Annotated in this window: 13 protein-coding genes and 6 pseudogenes; 11 read left to right on the top strand and 8 right to left on the bottom strand. The window is 59.3% G+C overall.

Annotated elements, in window-relative coordinates; translation table 11 throughout:
* Position 1: 1 nt before the first annotated feature.
* The 3 genes and pseudogenes from ABIB90_RS40085 (at position 2) to ABIB90_RS40075 (ending at position 2,801) form a co-directional block, all read left to right on the top strand.
* Positions 2-166, top strand: a complete 165-nt coding sequence (locus tag ABIB90_RS40085) for a hypothetical protein (RefSeq protein ID WP_354202835.1) — start codon at positions 2-4, stop codon at positions 164-166.
* Positions 167-249: 83 nt separating this feature from the next.
* Positions 250-489 carry a porin gene (locus ABIB90_RS40080; RefSeq protein WP_354202834.1) on the top strand — a complete coding sequence of 80 codons (240 nt, stop codon included), beginning with the start codon at positions 250-252 and terminating at the stop codon, positions 487-489.
* Positions 490-1,302: 813 nt separating this feature from the next.
* Positions 1,303-2,801: pseudogene (locus tag ABIB90_RS40075) on the top strand (ISNCY family transposase).
* 222 nt (positions 2,802-3,023) lie between these two features.
* Here ABIB90_RS40075 and ABIB90_RS40070 read toward each other — a convergent pair.
* From ABIB90_RS40070 to ABIB90_RS40055, 4 genes are all read right to left on the bottom strand, one after another.
* The gene (locus tag ABIB90_RS40070) at positions 3,024-3,995 is read right to left on the bottom strand and encodes an ArgE/DapE family deacylase (protein WP_354202833.1); all 972 of its coding nucleotides are present in this window, start codon (positions 3,993-3,995) and stop codon (positions 3,024-3,026) included.
* Positions 3,996-4,087: 92 nt separating this feature from the next.
* Positions 4,088-4,264: a hypothetical protein gene (locus tag ABIB90_RS40065; protein ID WP_354202832.1), complete on the bottom strand. Its 177-nt coding sequence runs from the start codon at positions 4,262-4,264 to the stop codon at positions 4,088-4,090.
* 7 nt (positions 4,265-4,271) lie between these two features.
* Positions 4,272-4,904, bottom strand: coding sequence for a 3-oxoacid CoA-transferase subunit B (locus ABIB90_RS40060; protein WP_354202831.1), 633 nt, complete (start codon positions 4,902-4,904; stop codon positions 4,272-4,274).
* Between the two features lie 7 nt (positions 4,905-4,911).
* Positions 4,912-5,604: a CoA transferase subunit A gene (locus ABIB90_RS40055; protein ID WP_354202830.1), complete on the bottom strand. Its 693-nt coding sequence runs from the start codon at positions 5,602-5,604 to the stop codon at positions 4,912-4,914.
* Positions 5,605-5,737: 133 nt separating this feature from the next.
* Between ABIB90_RS40055 and ABIB90_RS40050 the strand changes: the two genes are divergently transcribed.
* Entirely contained in the window at positions 5,738-6,691 is a 954-nt protein-coding gene (locus ABIB90_RS40050) for a LysR family transcriptional regulator (RefSeq protein ID WP_354202829.1), read from the top strand.
* Between the two features lie 426 nt (positions 6,692-7,117).
* Entirely contained in the window at positions 7,118-8,503 is a 1,386-nt protein-coding gene (locus tag ABIB90_RS40045) for an aminotransferase family protein (protein WP_354202828.1), read from the top strand.
* A 187-nt stretch (positions 8,504-8,690) separates the two neighbouring features.
* Here ABIB90_RS40045 and ABIB90_RS40040 read toward each other — a convergent pair whose 3' ends face one another.
* Positions 8,691-9,869 (bottom strand): KamA family radical SAM protein, encoded by a 1,179-nt coding sequence (locus ABIB90_RS40040; protein ID WP_354202827.1) that lies wholly within the window; start codon positions 9,867-9,869, stop codon positions 8,691-8,693.
* Positions 9,870-11,280: 1,411 nt separating this feature from the next.
* Between ABIB90_RS40040 and ABIB90_RS40035 the strand changes: the two genes are divergently transcribed.
* Positions 11,281-12,312 carry a D-alanine--D-alanine ligase family protein gene (locus ABIB90_RS40035; protein ID WP_354202826.1) on the top strand — a complete coding sequence of 344 codons (1,032 nt, stop codon included), beginning with the start codon at positions 11,281-11,283 and terminating at the stop codon, positions 12,310-12,312.
* A 166-nt stretch (positions 12,313-12,478) separates the two neighbouring features.
* Positions 12,479-12,649: a hypothetical protein gene (locus ABIB90_RS40030; protein ID WP_354202825.1), complete on the top strand. Its 171-nt coding sequence runs from the start codon at positions 12,479-12,481 to the stop codon at positions 12,647-12,649.
* 545 nt (positions 12,650-13,194) lie between these two features.
* Here the strand turns inward: ABIB90_RS40030 and ABIB90_RS40025 are convergent.
* A pseudogene (locus ABIB90_RS40025) lies at positions 13,195-13,505 on the bottom strand (helix-turn-helix domain-containing protein); the annotation flags it as partial.
* 75 nt (positions 13,506-13,580) lie between these two features.
* Between ABIB90_RS40025 and ABIB90_RS40020 the strand changes: the two are divergent.
* Positions 13,581-14,034, top strand: a pseudogene (locus tag ABIB90_RS40020) (Mu transposase domain-containing protein); the annotation flags it as partial.
* A gap of 302 nt (positions 14,035-14,336) precedes the next feature.
* Positions 14,337-15,137, top strand: coding sequence for a formyltransferase family protein (locus tag ABIB90_RS40015; protein WP_354202824.1), 801 nt, complete (start codon positions 14,337-14,339; stop codon positions 15,135-15,137).
* Here ABIB90_RS40015 and ABIB90_RS40010 read toward each other — a convergent pair.
* Positions 15,134-15,306, bottom strand: a pseudogene (locus ABIB90_RS40010) (IS5/IS1182 family transposase); the annotation flags it as partial. The gene ABIB90_RS40015 and the pseudogene ABIB90_RS40010 sit on opposite strands and share 4 nt — an antisense overlap.
* Between ABIB90_RS40010 and ABIB90_RS40005 the strand changes: the two are divergent.
* A pseudogene (locus ABIB90_RS40005) lies at positions 15,303-16,042 on the top strand (integrase core domain-containing protein); the annotation flags it as partial. The pseudogenes ABIB90_RS40010 and ABIB90_RS40005 overlap by 4 nt on opposite strands.
* An 837-nt stretch (positions 16,043-16,879) precedes the next feature.
* Here the strand turns inward: ABIB90_RS40005 and ABIB90_RS40000 are convergent.
* Positions 16,880-17,672: pseudogene (locus tag ABIB90_RS40000) on the bottom strand (IS3 family transposase); the annotation flags it as partial.
* A 182-nt stretch (positions 17,673-17,854) separates the two neighbouring features.
* Here ABIB90_RS40000 and ABIB90_RS39995 point away from each other — a divergent pair.
* Positions 17,855-18,080, top strand: a 226-nt coding sequence (locus tag ABIB90_RS39995) for a winged helix-turn-helix transcriptional regulator (RefSeq protein ID WP_354202823.1), incomplete at its 3' end; no start/stop codon positions are given.

Genomic DNA, 18,080 nt, shown 5'->3' with positions numbered 1-18,080 from the left:
TTTGACTGGCGTGTATACGAAAGGCGCGAGCCATTACAACTTCCATGACTACATGGGGTCTGCGTTTACGATGTACGGCGGCACAGGCGTGCCAGGTGTCTATCAAAGTCTCGGTGTTGGCGGAGTGTCGGACTCGGTGTTCGTCACCGGTGCTGTCAGGAGCTGACCACGACGTACGGCTTCAATGGCGGCTACACTCATAACTGGAATCCTTACTGGAATAGCTCCATCGTCGGAGCGTGGGCGGCTGTGCGCTATAACAACACGGCCGAGGGGTATATCTGCGGAACCTTCGTGGTCAACCTCGCGCTGTCGAGCGGCGCGGCGGGCTGCAATCCGGACTTCAACTACGCCGTTGTTGGCGTGAGGACAGGATGGACTTCGGTCAAGGGCCTCACGTTCTCGGGCGGGCTCTCGTACATGATCCTGGACCAGAAATTCACAGCGAATTCTAAAGCGCATTCTTTGGCTGCGGCGGTAACGCACTAATACGAGGTTTCGGATGCAGCACCGGTCGATCTGCGAGATGAAATTAAAGCTTCGCCTGACTTTTGAGAATCTGTCGAGATGACGTTTACGCGCCAACCCGCGAACAGCCCTGAACTACTCAATGGTTTGGCGAGCGTCGCCGTCAGCGAGAGGAGATGGTGGGATGATTTCTGAGGTGTTCATCACCTGTGCGGTTACGGGCGGAGGGGAAGCGCCGAGGCAGCAGAATGTGCCCGTCATCCCAGGGCAGATCGCAGACTGAGCAATCAAGGCCGCGCATGTGCGGCGGCGGTGCATCTCCACGTGCGTGATCTCAAGATCCAGTAGGGCTCACTGGATCCGAGCCTGTGGCGGGCGGTGGTGCAGCGCAATCGGATGCGGATCCGGTCCGAACCTGCCGGGCGAGGGGTGGGAGCGCGCCGGAAGCTCCGCTGCCGCTCGCGCCCGCGAGCGAGCGCGCGTGAGCGGCTCGCGCACATCAAGGAGCTTGCGCCCCGAGGTCTGCACGCTGGATTGCGGCTCGAAGAGCAGCAAGGGCAACGTAGAGGGGGTCATAGTCAACACCGCTGGGATGCTGCGTGCGATAGCTATGCGCTGAAGGGTTCTGATTTGAACGAGAGCGGGACGGGTATAAGGATCGATAGGATTAAAAACAGCAGCACCGCCGCGCCGATCAGCCGATGCACATAGACTGCGACCGCAGAGCTCGACAAACACTTGTGCCTGCGCATTGCGCCGCCTGAAATGTTCCTGAATGCTGGCCCGTTGCTTCACATAATTTGCTCTCCCGAAGGATGGGACTAGGGGGCGATAATGAGGCAACTGAGCATGGCGACTCGAAGAGAGCTGACGGCCGCTGTGGCGCAGCGCTACAGAGAGGCGAGCCGCGCGGAGAAGGCGCGAACTCTCGACGAGTTTGTGGTTGTGACAGACTTCCATCGAAAGCATGCGATGCGCCTGCTCCGAGGCGAGATCAGGCAATCCTCGGTTCGGCGCACCCGTCGCCGGATTTACGAGGAAGCTGAACGAAACACGCTGTCAGTTCTTGGGAGGCACCGGATTGGATTTGCGGCAAGAGACTGAAAGCTCTGCTGCCGCTCCGAGTCGATCGATGGAACGGAACGGCCACATGGGCCTGGCGCCTGAAATTCGCGCGAAGCTGCTGGCGCTGAAGCGCGTCGACGATCGACGGGCGCTGGGCAAGCTCCAACAGGAGGGTGGGCGCCAACGCCGCCTGTCGGTGCGGAGCGCATTGCGACGGAGCATCCCGGTACGGACGTCCCCCGACTGGAAGGATCCCGCGCCGGGCTTTGTCGAAGCCAATCTGGTCGCCTACAGCGGACCCTCGGCACGCGGCAGTTTTATCCAGACGCTGGTGCTCACGGATGTTGCGACCGGTTGGATGGAGTGTGCGTCGTTGCTGGTGCGCGAGCAAACGCTCCTGAGCACCGTGTTGACAGCCGACAGCTGCCGTTTTCGCTCCAGGGCATCGATACCGATAATGATTCCGTGTTCATAAACCAGACGCTGAAAGCGTATTGTGAGGCGAACATTGTCTTCACGCGCTGCCGACCTTGTTGCAAGAACAACCAGGCATTCGTCGAACAGAAGAACGGAGCCGTGGTCCGACGGATGGATGGTTATCGGCGGTTTGTGGGGCTCGAGGCGGCTGCGTTGCTCGAAGAACTCTATCGCTCAGTGCGCCTGTTCTTGAGCTTCTTCCAGCCGTCGTTCAAGCTGATCGGAAAACAGCGCGATGGCGCACGCGTCCGCAAACCTTATAGGCGCCGACAACACCGCATCGGCGGCTGGCAGCCGATCCACATACCTCGGATGCAGTTCGGTGCCGACCGCAGGAAATCTGCGTCAGCTTGGACCCGGTCGCGTTGCTGCGTGACATTCGGTCTGCGCAGCAACGTCTGGCCGACCTTGCGGACGTGAAGCCGGCGAGCGACCCGATTACTGCGGTCCCGCCGATGACTTGTTCCTCGCCGGCTTGCGAACGGCTCGGAAGAGAGCTCATCTCAACCGACTGACCGGCCGATCCTCAAAGCGAAGCGAGGTCGTCGTCGTCCTGATCAGCTCGTTCAGGCGCCCCACAGCTGCAGGAGTGGTTCAAGGCCGAGCCGTGGCGAGTCGGCGCCGAGCTCCTAACGAGGTTACAGGCGGACTGTCCCGGCGCGTACCCGGACACTCTGCTGCGAACGCTCCAGCGCCGCCTCAACTCCTGGCGCGGCGAGCAGGCAAGCGCGCGGCTGTTTGGATCGGCAGATTATGCGGTGCGCTTCGACGAAAGACCGGTTGCGCGGTGACTGCGCCCGCTTGCGGCACGGGGAGGCCGGTCGTGGAGCTGGCCGGAGTTGCGCAAGGACCGGCCTCCCCGTGCCGACCGTCGGTCTTCTTGGGAGCAAAATAAATGAGGCAACGCTCGCGTCTTCGGGAACATTCCTCCAATAGGCAATACGAGGTCTCATCTAGGTCGCCGCCGCCCATGCGGCGCTCGAGCGGAGCTGGAATGGTTAGCGCTCGAAAAATTATGCTTCTTCCAGGCCGCACCAATCAGCGATGAATAGAGCAGTGGACTGGGTCACGTGCCGAACCGAGTCCAGATAGACACGCTCGTCGAGACCGTGGATCGCCTCGGCTCGAGGACCATAGACGAGTGCTGGGGTGTCGGCGTAGAGGCCGAAGAAGCGGTCGTCCGTGGTCGCAGTAATCGCTTCGGTCCGCAGTGGCTCGCCGGCTACCAGAGTGTGGGCGCGCGCGAGCGCAGCCCGGGCTTCGCGGGCAGCGGGCCGCGCGTCGTCCGCGAGGGAATAGCCCTCGGCGGCAAAGCCGTTGTAGATGATCTCGGGCCGGTTCTTGGCGAGGAAGGGCTGGCTCCGGACCGCCTCATGGATCGCGTTCTCGATGGCGCGCCGCATCTCGCCGAGCTCCTGGCCGGGAAACAGGCCCATGCGCACGTCGAAGACACACCATGCCGGGACCGAGCTGGTCCAGTCGCCCCCCTTCATCTTGCCGATATTCAGGTTGAGCGCATGGTTGTGGCCGGCATGGTCGTGGTACCGGCGTTCCGGCGCGTTCATGCGATGCTCCAGCTTGTGCAGGGCCTCGAAGACCGGAATGGCCGCTTCGATGGCGTTGGCGCCGCTGCCGGCGTAGGCGACATGGGTCGGCAGCCCTTTCAGTCGCACCTGAAACCACAGCACCCCGACCTGCGAGGAGACAAGCTTCTCGCCAAAGGGTTCGGGGATCAGGGCCGCATCGGCGCGATAGCCGCGCTGCAAGCAGGCGAGCGCACCGTTGCCGGCGCATTCCTCTTCAACCACCGACTGGAAGAAGGCGTCGGCGGCCGGGCGCAGCCCGAGATGCTTCAACGCCTCGATGGCGAAGAGATTGGAGGCCAAGCCAGCCTTCATGTCGGCCGCGCCGCGGCCGTACATCCACCCGTCCCTGATCCACGGCTCGAACGGCGGACGCTCCCACATGTCGAGCGCCGGCACCACGTCGATATGCCCGTTAAGGATGAGGTTGCGCCCGCGTCATCGTAATCGGCGGTGACAGGCGAGAACCCCGGCAGTACCGCGATCGGCAACATCTATCTCCAGCGGTCGACCTCAAAGCCGCGCTCGCCAAGCTCGCGCGCGACGAAATCCTGGGCGGATTGCTCCTGTCCTCGCGTTGAGGGGTGACGAACGAGTTCGGTCAGGAAATCGAGTTCACGATCGAACAGCGCGTCGACGGCGTGCAAGATAGCAGTTTTGTCGACGTCCATGTTCATCCTAGAAGTTGGGCAGGTCCCGATCGATTACGCGAACGGGCGCGCCGGTTGCTTTACGCAGTTCGGTAAGGCTCACGCGCTCCGCAATCTCGACAAGCTCGAGCCCCGTTGGCGTGACATCGAGGACAGCCATGTCGGTATAAACGCGATTGACGCAGCCTTTCGCAGTTAGCGGCAGCGTGCATTCCGCGAGGATCTTAGGGTTTCCCTTGCGGTCGGTATGGGTCATGATCACTCCGACGCGGCGTGCCTTCTGCGCAAGCTCGATTGCGCCGCCCATGCCCGGCGAGAATTTTCCGGGTATCTTCCAGTTCGCCAGGTCGCCGTTGGCGGCCACCTGGAAAGCCCCCAGCAAGGTCAGATCAAGGCGGCCGGAACGGACGATGGCGAAGCTAACCGCACTATCGAAAAAGGCCGTGCCGGGAATAGTGGAGACATAGCCTCCACCCGCGTCGATCAGGTTGCGGTCGGCCTTGTCTGGGGACAGGACTGGGCCGACGCCCGTGATTCCGTTTTCCGAATGAAGGCAAATGGGAATGCCGGGCGGCAGGAATTGTAGCACCTCCGTCGGCAGGCCGATCCCGAGATTGACGGTCATGCCCGGCTTGACGTCGGCCGCCGCGCGGCGCAGCATGCGCTCCTTAGCGTTTAACGACACCGTAGACCCCCGGAAGTTCGGACAATTCGACGACGTGATCTACGAAAGTCCCAGACAGGTGGATGTCCTCGGGCGCGAGGGCGCCCAGCGAGCCTACGGACTCGGCCTCGACAATGGTCTTGCTCGCGGCCATCGCCATCAGCGGGTTGAAGTTACGCGCCGAAGCGGCGAAAAACAGGTTGCCGAAGCAATCGGCCCGCGCAGCGTGCAGCAACGCGAAATCGGCCGTCAGCGCCGTCTCCAGCAGGCCGATTTTGCCGTTAATGGTGACGCGCGGTTTGCCATCCTCAAGCGGTGTACCAAGGCCGATATCTGTCACAAAACCCATCATGCCGGTGCCGGCGGCGCGGATTCGTTCGGCGAGAATGCCTTGCGGAATGAATTCTACCTCGACGGTCCCTTCATTCATCATACGCACAGCCGTAGGATTGAGGCCAACGTGGCTGGTTATCAGCCGTGCGACCTGGCCACTTTCAAGGAGCCAGTCAACCCCCATCCCGACCTCGTTGGCATCGTTCTTGATGATGGTCAGCCCGCGCGGCCTCTGGCGCACGAGCTCGCGGATCAGACAGAACGGCGTTCCAGGAACGCCGAAGCCACCCAGCATGACTATTGCGCCGTCGCCGATCATGGCGATCGTGTCTTCGATCATGCCGACCTTCTCGGGTAATTTCATTCGGATCATCCCTGCATGTCGACCTGGCAAGCGGGCGACATAGGCGCTTCCGTTTCGGTCCTTTCCCAACCGTTGACTCCTTTCCGTCCATAGCGCAAACAGATAGAAACAATCATGATTATAGACCGAATTAATGAGACCATATGAACAGCGTTTTCTTTGGCGCCTGGACTGGAACCTGCTGCGTACGTTTACGGTGATTGTTGAACAGGGCGGCGTCACGCGGGCGGCCGAATTTATGAGCCTCAGCCAGCCTACAGTAAGCAGTGCGCTGAAACGTCTGGAGGAGACTACAGAAAGCCGACTGCTCGATCGACGGCCCGGTCATTTCGCGCTGACCCCTGCGGGCGAGACTCTTTATCGCGAGAGCCTGATGATCTTCGGCTCGATCGGAAGGTTGCCTGGTCTGATCGCCGCGGCCGAAACCGCCGTGGCCGGTCATATCGCCATCGCCATGACCAGTCACGTGGTCTGCCAGCATTTTGACGCTGCGATGGTCCGCTTCAACGAAGACTATCCCGAAGTGACGTACTCGATCTCGATCACCGACAGTGCCGAAGTCCTGAGCCGGTTACGGCAAAACCAGGCGTCGGTGGGCATATGCCTGATGCGCGAGGACGATCCCTTGCTGGACGGCCGTGTCCTTTTCCGGGAGTTTTTTGGCCTGTTCTGCGGCCCGCTGCACAGGTTGTTCGGCAGAGCCGACATCGGCATCGAGGATGTGTCTGGCGAGCGCTCCGTGTCGTTCCAGACCGAATTCGAGAATGGACCGCTTTATTTGGTGCATCAGTTGCGCGAGCGAGTCAAACTCCAACCTGAGCCGCGCGGCATCTCTGCCAATCTGCCCGAGGTGCGGCGCATGATCATCAACGGGATGGGCATTGGAGCGCTGCCGGTGCATGTAGCCTGGCGCGACGTCGATGCCGGGCTCCTGTGGCAGGTGCCGCCGAGGGACAATCTGCCGGCGGTGGACATCCATTTCGTGGTGAACCCGCACCGAAGCCTGAATCCGGCCGAAGCCGCCTTCGTGCGGACGACCCATGACATGATTGCGCAGACTTCGCTGGACGAGCGCACCTATAGGTGAGCGGGCTCAGTCCTTCGACTCAGGAAGGCCATAGGCTTGACGATCGCTCCGGCCGGCAAGGAATCATCACCACGATCTGCGCCACCGATGAGAGAGATTGATGACGGCTCGCGTCATCTTCTTTGGAAGGCTCGGCGCTTACTTAAGCAGAACAGAAGCTTGCGCGCGCGTCTTGCCTTCGATGATCGATACTGGCTTCCCTGTCTCGGTGCACCTCATTTTCTGCCTCTATACTCATTATCTTGATTATCTATTTGACGCATGAATAAGGCCGCGACAAATCTCGGTATGTCGTTGATCGTTCAACTCGACGATCTGAGCTGAGGCAAACGGAAGCTGGTTCGGGGACCACGCCAGCAGGCCTGCGAGCACACCGTCCGTGTCCGAGAGCCATCGGCATCGCAGGGAACACCGAAAGATCGAACCATGTCCGACCAGACCGCCCAGCGTGCGCCTTCGCATTTATTCTATCAATCGCGCCGCCGCCGTCCAATGGCGACCCATGCCGAAGGTATCTACATCTGGGACGAGAATGGCCGTCGGGTGATCGATGGCTCCTCGGGAGCCATGGTGGTGAATATCGGGCACTCCAATCCGAACGTCATCGCGGCGATGAAGGCTCAGCTCGATCGAGCGACTTTCATCTATCGGCTGCATTTCGAGAACGAGCCTGCGGAAGAGCTGGCGCGCCAGCTTGCGAAGCGGATGCCAGGCGACCTCGACAAGGTATTCTTTGTGTCGGGCGGATCCGAGGCCGTGGAATCGGCCATCAAGCTGGCGCGGCAATGGGTTGTAGCGACCGGACAGGCCAACCGCTGGAAGGTGATCTCGCGCTTTCCCTCCTACCATGGCGGAACCCTCGGCGCGCTTGCGGTGACCGGCTACAACGCGCTGACCGCATCCTTCACGCAGATTATGCGGACCATGCCGAAGATTGCCGCGCCGACGGCCTATCTCGATCGCGACAATTTGACCATGAATCAGCGCGGCGTGAAATACGCCGATCTGCTGGAGCAGCAGATCGAGGCCGAGGGACCGGAGACGGTGCTCGCGTTCATCATGGAGCCCATCGGAGGCGCTTCGACCGGCGCGCTCGTAGCGCCGGACAGCTACTATGCGCGCATCCGCGAGATCTGCGACCGCTACGGCATCCTTCTGATCCATGACGAAGTGATGAGCGGCGCAGGGCGCACCGGCAAATATCTCGGCGGCGACCATTGGAATTGCCTTCCTGATATCGTCGCCCTCTCTAAGGGGCTGGGTGCTGGCTACTCGCCACTCGGCGCTGTGTTGGCATCGGATCGGCTGGTCCAGCCGGTGCTGAGCAGCGGCGGATTTGCGCATGGCTACACTTATGCCGGCAATCCGCTGGCGTGCAAGGCGGGGCTGGCGGTGCTCGGGGAGATAGACCGGCTGAACCTTCTCGACAATACCACGGTCATGGGCGAACGGCTCAAGGCGGGGCTCGAGGCGCTGGCCGAGCGTTACCCTTTCATTGGCGACGTGCGAGGCAAGGGCCTACTCCTGGCGGCCGAATTCGTTTCGGACAAGACGACGATGGCGCCGCTGCCGGCCGGATTGAACGCTTATAACCGGGTGGTCGAACTGGCTTACGAGCGTGGGCTGATCATCTACTCGCGCAGAACGCGCGGCGGCGTCGACGGCGATCACTTCCTGATCTGCCCGCCCATGATCGTTACCGCGGTCCAGGTGAATGACATCCTTTCAATCCTCGACGACACGCTTGGTGCGCTCGCGCAGGAACTCGACCTGCCGGCGGAGACAAGGACGGCGAAGATCGCGACGCGCTGAATTCTCAAACGCGTTTTCCACACATTTGCAGGCCGCAGGTTTGTCGTTCTGGTCCTCCAGCCGATCCAGGTGCGAAAGACTTGCGCAGCAACGCCACATTGAAAAGCCGATGCTCACCACGATCTGGCTGTTCGACTTGACCCTGTGTTCCGGATAGTTGCGAGTAAGGATCTGAGTTTTTGTGCCATCAGTTGCCCTCGAGTGTTCGATCTTCGAGATTGATCATGCGGTGACACCTGCCTTCAAAGTTCTGGCCCCAGACTTCGCCATTCGCACGCTCGCGCACGTAGTGAGGGATGATCGGCATCTTGCCGAGACCGCCGGTACCGTCCACTACAAACGTTGGTACGGCTGGACCGCTGATCCAACCACGCAAGCCAGCGTAAAGTTGGCAGGCGCGGTCAAGTTGTAGTTGGTATGAATGGTTACCTTCAGCAACGTCACAAGTGTAAAAATAGTAGGGGCGGACTCCGATAGAAACCAAGCCCATACACAGATCGCGAAGAACTTCAACGTCATCATTCACGCCCTTGAGCAGAACGCCTTGATTGCCAATCATTACACCAGTCTTGCGCAGCATCTTGATCCGCGAAGCAAACACTGGCGTCAGTTCTTTGGCGTGATTGGCGTGCACGTTGATCATCTGCACGTTATACCTTTCGATGATGGCGCAGAACTCATCAGTAATACGTGTTGGGAGTTGCACCGGCAGGCGCGAGCCAATGCGCAAAAACGTTATGTGCGGTGCTTCCTCGTGAATGCGACGAATAATATCTTCTAGCTGCCTGTCGTTGAGAATTAGGGGATCACCGCCGCTCAAGAGGCAGTCTTGAATGCTCTTATTCTCTCGCAGGTACTTGAACCCCGCTTCAAGCTGGGTCTTATTTACTGCGCGCCCTCCGTGGGAGACGAAGCGCTTACGAGTGCAGTATCGGCAATAGGTGGCACAGTTCGTAGTAACAAGGAAAAGGACGCGATTGGGATAGCGATGAACCACAGTGCTACGAGCGACCATGTGGTGATCTTCCGCCAACGAGTCTGCGACTTCATATGGTCGTACATTTAGTTCCTCGTTGAATGGCATGTACTGGCGACGGATAGGACAATTCGGGTCATCGCGATCCATCAACTGAGCGAGATATGGCGTGACACGCATATCGAAATGCTCATAGATCGACATGTCGACCTCCTCAACATTGTTGAGAATGCCTTTCATGTCCTCATGGGTGCGGTATCGCCGCTGCAGCGCGTTTTGCCAATGCTCGGTCGTTACGTCATAAGCGTCGAGTTCTTCCCGCGTCTTGACCATCTTCCCGATGTTGGCGCGAGCTTGCGCGACTGCCGTTTCGGTCACTTTACGGATCATTATGTCCACCGCCTTCTTTTGCGGCTCGTATTTGTTATTGACTGAAACTGATGATTGTCATCGATAATGTCGGGTCGCCATACCCTGTTCAACTAACAGCTCTACGCTTTCAAACAACTGCCAGAATCAGCAGGGACCGACTCCTACCAGACAAGCCGAAGCTGACGTTGCTTTTCGCATTGTGAAAATCGGCTTGTGGTAGATTGTGAAGCAACGTCATTGAACTGATTCAGAGAACCGCGGGCGAGACGTCAATGGCGGCCGATTGGGCCACTTGCTGCTCACCACCCGGGTGTACAACCGGCAGGTGACCGCGGCGTTGCTCGGTTGAGTGAACATTTGTGGACACTTCCGATATCGTTAACGATCTCGCCTCACAGCGCGGTCAATGGTAGTAACAATCAGGTTTTCTGCGGCCGTGGGCGATCTGACGCAATGTTGTCCCTTGAGCAGCAGATCACTTGTGTCCATCGGGGTTGCACCGTGCCTGCGAGTAAAGAGCAGACGACATCTCAAGCTGGGCGACTAGCGTGTTCGGCCAGCGCTAGTACCCTTAGATCCTGCTTAGCAAATCGTATCACGCGCGGTAATGGTCCGTTGCCGAGCGTGTCGATGCTGAAGTTGCCATAGGCAATATCGTAGGCGAGCAGATATTCGTTTTTTGCAAGTGGCCGCGTCCTTCGAGTGATACCGGGGGTCGTGTTCCGCCGTCTGGTCTAAACAGCCGTGCAGGGAACGCGACAGACGCCGCTTCCGCCGATGTGGCGCAGAAAGTTCCTTTGCCCTTCTCAATCAGGGCTCGCTCACATCTTTGATAGTGCGCCGATCCCGGGGCAGACTGAAAGGCTCGTTGAGCCTCCGGTCGGTTTCCGCCGGCCCGGCGCGGGCCTCATCGTATTCCCGTCTAGCTCGCACCTCTTCTGTTGGCACGTCGATTGCTTGAGATCCGGAAACGATTCTTCCAACCATATCGGTCTCACAATCTCACGCAAGGGGTCCACATGAAGCTTGCTCGAACGATCAAAGTCAATGCGATAGACGCTGCAGTGTTGAGTGCGGTCCTGTTGTTTGAAGACTTATCGCGTTTGGCGCGGGTAATGCGCTCTCATTGCGAACAGTGGCTTGGTCCCTGCTCGCTTCAGGAGGCCGGCAGGGAGACATGTCACATCCAGATGGAGCTTAGACTCTTCGACTAGCTGGACCAGGCAGTGGTGCACTCGCACTCGTCGCGTTGTTCGTGCTCCATGAGGTGGAGCGAACCAGCATTGGCGTGTAGGGGCGAGTCGAGGCAAGTTGGAGCTTTTCCTTCATTTTTGTTCGTCCTTCGTTTCCCAAGGTGCTTGCTGTAGGCCGCTTGCATCTTAGTCTTCGACAAATATCTTAAGTTCCGCAAACACCCAGGGAGTAGCTCATGCGGGTAGCAGTCGTGAGAAATGAGCCGATCGAGATCAATCCATCCAGTCAGTCTGGTTCGGAGGAGGATCGCGCAACTATCAAAAGCGTGGTGACGGCACTGCAAGAGCGCGGGCACGAGACGCTGGTGTGCGAGGGGGATAAAGTACTGCTCGCTACACTCGAGCGGTTCATGCCACCCGATCCGCAAAACCGAAACCCCGGAATGGTCTTCAACATGGCGTACGGGAGAACGGGCGAGTGGCGATGCAGCCAAGTTCAAACAATGCTTGAGATGGCCGGTATACCGTACACGGGACCGAGTCCGCTCGGGGCTGCGCTGGAGCTAGACAAGGTCATCACCAAGAAGCTTATCCGTGCTGACGGTGTGCCGACGCCGAACTTTCGGGTCATGCGTAGGGGCACTGAGAGCACCGGCGACCTCCGATTCCCAGTGATAGTGAAGCCACGTTATGAAGCGGTCAGCTTGGGATTACAACTCGTGTATGAGCCTAGCCATCTGAGGCAAGCCGTAGAAACGATCGTCGCGCAGTATGCGCAGGATGCACTTGTCGAAGAATACGTCGATGGGCGGGAAATCTGCGTCGCCTTGCTGGGGAACGAAGAGCTCGAGGTGTTGCCTCCGCTGGAGCACGACTTCGGAGACCGCGAAACACGTCTTATCACCTTCGAAGACAAGTATCATATGACGGTCGCTGAGCCGCAGAAGATTTGCCCAGCGAGGATAAGTAGTGAGCTTGCGACGATGCTGCGGGATATTTCGATTGCAACCTTCCGTGCCTGCCTTGGCCGGGACTACGCTCGCGTCGACCTCCGGATCGACCGCTCCGGTCAGCCCTTTGTCCTTGAGATTAACTTCAGCCCTTCACTCAACAATATGGACTCTTACGTCAGGGCTGCAACGACCGGCGGATACAGTTTCTCGAGCTTGGTCAATCGCATGCTCGATCTCGCCCACACGCGGTATTTCGGAATCGGTGTCCCCAAGGCTGAACACGCGTTCAGTCGCGACCGGATTTCTCCGCCGTAGGTGGCCGCTAATTGGCACTCCACCGTTCTCCGGATTTCGATGATGACGAACGTGATGATGCGCCAATACTCGCGCCAGGCTCGATGGCGCAGATGGGACGTGGTTCTAATCGTCTAAAGCATGAGGGTATTGGGTTCGATAGCTTGAGGTTGCGAGATAGTCGCGCATGGTCTTAAGTGAATGCCGTCAGAACGTCACAGACGGCGGCGCAGACGGGACGGCATCGGCGGTTTGGGCGGCGGCCTTTCGCAGCATGTTTGAGGTTGGCAAAAGCCTGTTCGATTGGGTTCAGGTCGGGCGAGTATTATGGCAAGAAGAAAAGCTTGGCGCCGACTGACCGGACGAGCTGGGGCACGAGCTTGCTTTTGTGGCTGCCTAGCTTTTCCAGAACGACGATATCGCCTGGTAGAGTTCGCAGGAGAACTTTCCGGAAATAGGTTCGAAAGCTCACACCACGGATCGGTCCCTCGATGAACCATTGTGCATCGATTCAGGTCATGGCATAGGCCGCCAGAGAAGCCAGGTTCTTCTAGCCGCCGTCAGGAACTTTGGCGGCGAGTCTCTGCCCGCGGGCCGCATCCCCCCAAGGGAGCTATGTCGGTCCTGATCCGAGTCTCATCGATGAAGGCAAGTTCGCTCGGTCTTTCGATGCGTCCTCGATACTTTGCCCATTGGAGTTGCCGCCACGATCGCGGAATGATCGCGTTCGCCAACCAGCACGGTTTTCTGAAGCCGAATCTCTGCATGATCTCCAATTTGGCCAAGCTTAACGCTGCCGGTCTCCTCGACCCGGTGCATCTAGCCGATCGCCGTGCTAATCACTCCAGACTGCTTGGCTGCCTAATTGCGGGACATCCCCCCCGATCGCGGCCACGACACGCCCTCGATTACCTCGGCAACCTGATCATCGTCCATGGTTCGAGGGCGGCCAGGGCGGGCTTCGTCAAGCAGGCAATCACAGCGATCCTTCAAGAATCGGCGGTGCCACTTGCCAACGCTGTGTTCATGGATGCCAACTTCGGCAGCCACAGACTTGCTTGGCAGACCATCGCACACCGCAGGATCGCGCGGCACCGCTCAGATAGCGATCGGGCTACACGATGACGACGAACTTGCCTTTCCAAGTACGCCAGCTCCTGCGGACTCAGCACCAACGCCGCGATCGGCCGGCCTTTCACGCCTGCATTCGCCACGAGCGCTCTCCTCTCTAGAGATTCGAGGGATCAACTAATGTCACGAACTTGCGTTCCACATGACTAGGAAAACCGCCGGATAAGCCCTATGTCTTTGCGCGCTGGAAGCGTTGCCGCGTCGCGCCCGACTATCACGTCGGGATCGACGGCCATTGGTATTCCACCCTTATCGGCTGATCCGTGAACTCGTCGATGTCCGCATCGCCGACAAGACAGTCGAGATCTTCCACAAGGGTCAGACGATCGCGAGCCACGCCTCTGCGCCCAACCGCCGCAACCACACCGCGATGGCCGATCATATGTCGAGCGCCCGTCGCTGCTATGGCAAGTGGACGCCAGGAGGACTGATCGCTGCTGGGGAGAAGATCGGCCTTGCTGCCGCGGCGTTTTTCCCGGCCGTCATCGCGGCCCGGCCCCATCCCGAGCAACGCTTTGGCACCGCCTCGACATCCTGTCGCTGACCAGGAGCTACGACTATGCGCGCGCCGATGCCACCTGCCGAAGCGGCATCCTGATCAAGGCTCGCTCGTTCGGTCTCGTTGCTATGCCAGTAAGCGTTGACTCGCGGGCATGCTGCGGACATTCCGCAGACGTTCTTCGAGAGAGCGGAGCACGTTGACCGACGCTCCCCATGTGCTCGTCGCGATCGGATCCGGTTTGAGAGAGCCCACGTTCAAGGCTTGGGCGCGCATCTTTGGACTAGGCGCCTACCTGATTAGGTGATTCATTTATCACTCGAATTCTGTCACTTCGAACTTAGGCGGCGCCGGCAAGCATTCGGACAGTGGGCCTCTTGTGTGCACGATGGTGTCTATACGGAGAAGTTGAGGAATGTCGATTTTGAATGACGGGCTCGTTTTTGCTGGCACCAGGGCAATCGCTACCCGCTGTCTCCTGTTTATCATCGAAACATCCGGCAGGGACGCAGTTTCGGCGATACTCGGAGCGCCACGAAATGAGAAAACTTGTTGGCGCAACGAAACCAACAGAGAGCTTTGGGAAATAGCAGATCAGTACGGTATCCCATTTTTGGACTCAATGAACGACATTGCTCCTCACGGAGGCTTTCTCGTTAGCGTGATTTGGCCCTGGATCTTCCCCGCAAATATCCTTGCCCAGTTTGATCAAGGAGGAATCAATCTGCACCCAGCTCCACTGCCGGAGTATCGTGGCAGTCGGGGCCGGACACACGCCATACTTAACGGTGACGAGAGCTTCGGAGTCACCGTCCATTACCTATCGGAACAGCTTGATGGAGGGGATATCATCGGCGAGTTGCGGTTTCCCATCCTAGATTTGGAAACGGCCTCCTCGCTAGACACGAGAACACAACACTACGGGTATGTGCTCTTTTGCGAGAGTTGGCTGCGCCTGTTGGATGGCTCAGCTACGCGGCGATCGCAGTCCGAGCTCATAACCGAGGGTAAACGAGAGGCTCACCTCTACACCACGCGTATGACCACGGAACTTTTGATGTCGAAGGAAGTACAACGCAGCGCAAAAGAACTTGAGCGACTCTATCGCGCTTTATATCTTCCACCGCTAGTCATGCCTCCGGAATGGCTCGTTGAGAGGGTTCAGCCCAAGCATTTAGTCGTCCGTCAAGAATCCGGACAGCTCAGGACGAGCTAAAGCCGGAGGATGTGCCGGATCAGGATTCGGCGCAACAGAAGCTGCAGCCAGCGGAGGAGATGCCAGCAGTTATAGCCGACGGCGGCGAGGATGGCATCGCCTTCGCGATGGGAGAGGTAATTGCGGCCGATACGTGCTCGGATTTGAGATGGCCGATGGCTGGCTCGATCAACGGCTATCATTGCGGCCAGCCGCGCTGTCATGGCTGCCCTCGAACATCGGATCAAGAAGACCTGTCATGCGCGCGTCGCTACGGCCATCGCCGTGTCCACGTTCTGCTCCGCCGAGAAGGTTGGCGCCACGTCCAGAACAAGACGCGGCGCGTCTATCGCGGTGGGCCTGCATTTACGCAACAAAATGCCGAAGCGCCGGGTCAAGGCCAAGCTGCGCGATGATCGCCGGCCGACGAGCCGGTCGAGCGAGAGGCCTGGGCGATAGATCTGTTTACGAGCAGTTGGCGACGGGACATAAGCCCCGCTGCTCACGATCGTCGATATCTTCTCCCGCTTCTCGCCGGCGCTGCAGGCCCGGTTCACCTTCCGCGGCAGCGACGTCGTGGCGATACTGGAAAGGGCCCGCAAGGAAGTGGAAGTCCCGGCGACGATCCGCGTCGATTAGAGCAGCGAGTTCGTGTCGCGGCGATCTTGACCTGTGGGCGTACCAGCGCGGCGTTACGCTGGACTTCTCGCGGCCCGGGCAAGCCGACTGACAATGCGTTCATCGAGGCCTTAAACGGTCGTTTCCCGGGCCGAATGCCTCAACGCCCACTGGTTCCTGTCCCTTGCGAACGCCCAGGAAAAAGTGGAGACTTGGCTCAGCTATTATAACGAGCCCCATGGGCGATCGGCAATCGAGCGCCGATTTTGCTGCACAACCACGTCGGCGCAACCAGCCCGCCAACGTGACAAGGCGCAAAACTCTAGTTTTGGGTGGTCCAACTTCGGTCTCGCTGCACAGATGACCTGCCACTGCGTATTTCCTCCAGGTCGGACTAGCATTATTGCTCAGAGTTCCATGGCCCTGATCTACAGGAATGATAGATCTCAAAAGGCTCACTTTCCAGCTAGGGGAGGCTGAGATGCGGCTGACAAATCGGGCGACGTAGCGCCGCAGTTTCGGGACATCATGGGCACCTCGCGAGCGTGATCGGGCATGCTGGATGAGCTAAACCGCCTGGCGTATGCTACACCGCGCTGATGATGCAGTAATCGCAAGAGCGTCGAGTGGGTGGCCGTTTTCGGAGGCGACTGGTCAGATCAGCAGGTGTTGGTTAGGCCCCGTGAGTTGGGACTGGCTGGCACCGAAAGTCTCGAGAGATCGCAGTTTCGATCGCTGATGATAGGGGCCTTCCAACGAAGGGGCGGCATTCGGTCAGGGTTGCACGGCAGTGTTACGGTTAGTTGGGCAAGCAAGACAAATGTCAGGTTGCCTTGAGCGTTTTCCTTCAAATCACCGTGCGAGCTTGCCGGTTGCCTTTCGGCTCTATCTAACAGGGGCTAGGGTGACAGATCGTGCACGTCGGCAGTAAAGCCAGACTGACCACGAAAGTTGCAAGTCCAAGCAGGCCGTCATGCTTGATCATTGCCGCTGGTGTGGTGTGCTTGCCGCACGGCATGTCCCTGATGCATTATTACCGCGGCCCTGACTTCGCTCTGTATGGAGGTATTACCGAAGTGAGCCTAGCGCTGGTCCCGGTTGTCTGAACAGAGTTTCCGCGTCGATAGGTAGAGCCTCTGCCGTGGTTAGGCTGCTATGCGGAGTGGCAGCGGGCTGAAGTAGGCTTGATCTGGCGTGCCGCCGTCAAGACTCGAATGGGGACGCCTGCTGTTATACAAGTCGAGATATCGGCCGATCGAGCTGCGCGCCTCGCTGACGCTGTCATAGGCCCGCAGGTACGCTCTTCATATTTGATGCTGCGCCAGAGCCGTTCAACAAACACGTTGTCCCGCCATGCGCCCTTGCCGTCCATGCTGATCGCGATGCCGTTGTCGGCGAGCACGCCGGTAAAAGCCTGTCCGGTGAACTGCGAGCCCTGGTTCGTGTTGAAGATGTCCGGCTTGCCGTGACGAGCCAAGGCATCCTCTAGCGTCTCGACGCAGAAGGCTGCTTCCATGGTGCGACAGCCGCCACGACAAAACACGACGTGTTGCCCAGTCCAGCCACGGCGAGATAGACGAAGCCACTCGCCATCGAGATGTAGGTGATGTCCATCGCCCAGACCTGGTTCGGTCGCCTGATCTCCATGCCGCGCAGCAGGTATGGATGGATCTTGTGGCCGAGCCCGGGTCTGGTGGTGCGCGGACGGCGATAGAGCGCCTCTATCCCCATCCGCCGCATCAGCGTCTTCACATGCCGGCGGCCGATCTTGCACTCCTCGGCAGCCAGCAAGCCTTTCAGCATTCGCGAGCCGGCGAAGGGAAACTCCAGATGCAACCGGTCGAGACGCCGCATGATCGCGAGATCGGCGTCCGGCACCGGCCGCGGCAGGTAGTACACGCTGCCGCGGCTGATGTTCAAAGCCTCCGCTTGCCTGGTTGCGGATTCCGATCGATGTCGCCCAGGATTCCGAGATGATCTCGCCCACCATTCCGATTTGAAGTCGCCCACCCGTTCCGAAATGATGTCGCCCACCATTCCGGGATGATGTCGCCCGGGTGACGAGGCCTCTTCTGGCTCCCATAGGGTCAACTCTTTCGGCTTTGCGAAGGGGACCCTGGATGCCGACGGAGAGGCTTGCGATGCGCCGTGTGCGCGATGTGATCAGAATGAAGGCGGCCGGGCTGCCGAGCCGCGAGATTGCGCGACGGGTGGGCGCGGCGCCCTCGACGGTGCGCCTGGCGCTCCGGCCGTTCGAGGCCGCGGGCTTGAGCTGGCCGTTGCCAGACGACGTCACCGACACGGTTCTGGAACTTCGCCTGTTCGCGAAGACCGGCAATGGCAACC

This window comes from Bradyrhizobium sp. JR4.1 (assembly GCF_040548605.1).
In the GTDB taxonomy this organism is placed as follows: domain Bacteria; phylum Pseudomonadota; class Alphaproteobacteria; order Rhizobiales; family Xanthobacteraceae; genus Bradyrhizobium; species Bradyrhizobium canariense.
The sequence above is the reverse complement of the archived record's forward strand: the minus strand, read 5'-3'. Positions and strand labels throughout refer to the sequence as shown.